Here is a 2548-nt window from a genome sequence, read left to right as displayed (position 1 = left end):
CACAGGCCCCCTCCGCGGCCCCGCAGAGCCCCGGCACGGCCGCGAGCCGGGCCGGGGAGGCGAACGGCTCCCGGACCGTCGAGGTGGCGGTGAACCGCGTCACGCCGGTCGCCCCGGACAAGAACGACACGCTCACCGTCAGCGGCACCGTCACCAACCGCGGCCGGACCACGGTCACCGACGCGCGGATCGTCCTCTACTCCGGGCAGCGGCTGAGCACCCGCAGCGCGATCGAGCAGGCGAGCAGCCGCACCGGCTTCCAGCCGGGCCAGGACGGCGACGAGGTCACCGGACGGAACACCAGCGTCGACGTCGACGACCTCGCCGCCGGGCAGACCAGGTCCTTCACCCTCACCGTGCCGGTCAAGCGGCTGGAACTGGGCGCGGACGGCGTGTACCAGCTGGGCGTGGCGCTCAACGGCCAGAACCAGGCCGAGGCCTACCCGCACGTGCTCGGCATCGAGCGGACCTTCCTTCCCTGGCAGGCGGCCGAGGCGAAGACCCGCACCCGGCTGACGTTCGTGTGGCCGCTCATCTCCTCCGCGCACATGACCGCCCGCACCGAGTCGGACCGGCAGCAGACCCCGGTCTTCCGGGACGACAGGCTGGCGACCGACATCTCGCCCGGCGGCCGGCTGCACCAGATGGTCAACCTCGGCCGCGACCTGCCGGTCAGCTGGGTCATCGACCCCGACCTGCTCGCCACAGTCGACGCCATGACCAAGCCGTACAAGGTGGAGACGCCCGACGGCGTGGTGGCCGGGCAGAGCCAGCAGGCCGCCCGCGCCTGGCTGAACGACCTCCAGCGGGCCACCGAGGGGCGGGAGGTCGTCGCCCTGCCGTTCGGCGACCCGGACCTGGCCTCGCTCGCCCACCGCGGCCGTACCGTCTCCGGCGCCCTGAGCCATCTGCGCCCCGCCACCGAGGCCGCCGTGAAGACCGTCGAGACGATCCTCCACACCACCCCGAACACCTCGTTCGCCTGGCCGGTCGAGGGCGCCCTCGACCCCGCCGTCGTGTCCGTGGCGACCTCCGCCGGCGCCCGGAAGATCCTCACCCGCAGCGACAGCCTCCGGGAGACCGGCGGGCTGCCCTACACGCCGACCGCGGCCCGGCCGATCGGCGGCGGGGTCACGGCCGTCTCCGCCGACGCCCGGCTGTCCCGGCTGTTCCGCGGCGACCTGACCCGGGCCGACGCGTCGACGCAGGCGGTACAGCAGTTCCTCGCGCAGACCCTGTCCATCACCGAGCAGAAGCCCAACACGCGGCGCAGCATCGTCGTCGCGCCCCAGCGCATGCCGAGCGTCAGCGAGGCGCGGACGATGGCGCGGGCCGTCCGGGCGCTCGCGGACAACGGCCGCTGGGCGGAGTTCGCGGAGCTCGGGGAGGCCGCGAAGGCCAAGCCCGACCCGAAGGCCGAGCAGCGGGTGCCGCCGGCCGGCTCGTACCCGGCGGGGCTGCGCAAGCAGGAGCTGGGGACGGAGGCCTTCGAGGAGATCCAGCGCACCCAGGCCACGCTGGACGACTTCACCGTCATCCTCAGCCAGGACGACCGCGTCATCACCCCCTTCGGCGGCGCGCTGCGCCGCGAGCTGTCGACCTCCTGGCGGGGCAAACCGGCCGAGGCCGCCGCCTACCGCGAGTCGGTCCAGGCGCACCTGACCGAGCTGACCCGCCAGGTCAGGCTGGTGCAGAAGTCCCGGATGACGCTCTCCGGGCGCAGCGCGACCATCCCCGTCACCGTCCAGAACAACCTCATCCAGCCCGTGGACGGTCTCGAGCTGCGGCTCACGTCCGGGCGGCGGCTCGGCCTGGAGGTGAAGGAGGAGACCAAGCCGGTTGTCGTGGAGGGCGGGCACAGCCAGTCGATCAAGTTCGACACCACCGCCAAGGCCAACGGCCGCTCTTCGATGGAGGCGCAGCTCTTCACCAAGGACGGCAAGCCCTACGGGCCGCCGATGAGCTTCCAGGTCGACGTCACCGAGATCACCTCGACCGTGCTGCTGGTCATCGCGGGCGGCATGCTGCTCGTGGTGCTCGCCGGAGTGCGGATGTACACCCAGCGCAAGCGGCGGGGCCCCCAGCCGGACCCGGACGCGCCGCTGGAACCGTCGGCGGCCGGGGAGGAGTCGTCCACGGCGGAGGGGTCGCCGCGCGGCGAGGAGGTGTCAACCGGGACAGCTCGCCCGGACGACGCCTCGGGTGACTCTTCGGACACGTCCGGCCCCGGGAACACCGACACCCCGGGCCCGGGTGAGAAGGTGGACCGTTGAGCCAGGTGTGGGGCCGCAGTGAGCCCGCGGACGACGAGGTGGGGTAGCAGTGAACGTGCCGTACGACCGGGAGCCGGGTGAGGGCCGGGACCCGCACGCCGGGCAGCACGGCGGGCAGGACGGGCAGGACCCCTACGTCCGGGACGCCTACCGCCGCGACCCGTTCCAGGGCCGCGACCCGGCGGCGCAGGACCCGGTGGACGAGGCGCTGTACGACCACCGTGAACACCCGCCGCCGCCCGCGCCGCCCGCGGCCACCGCGAGCCGCTACGAGC

General features: G+C 73.7%; 2 protein-coding genes. Both read left to right on the top strand.

Features of this window, described 5'->3' with window-relative positions:
• A partial coding sequence (locus GL263_RS24920; RefSeq protein WP_182857998.1) for a DUF6049 family protein occupies nt 1–2273 on the top strand: 2273 nt, incomplete at its 5' end.
• A 49-nt stretch (nt 2274–2322) separates the two neighbouring features.
• On the top strand, nt 2323–2548 hold a 226-nt coding region (locus GL263_RS24915), incomplete at its 3' end, for a hypothetical protein (protein WP_182857997.1).

This window comes from Streptomyces durbertensis, assembly GCF_014156695.1.
Lineage (GTDB): Bacteria > Actinomycetota > Actinomycetes > Streptomycetales > Streptomycetaceae > Streptomyces > Streptomyces durbertensis.
This window is presented reverse-complemented; position numbering and strand designations above follow the sequence as displayed.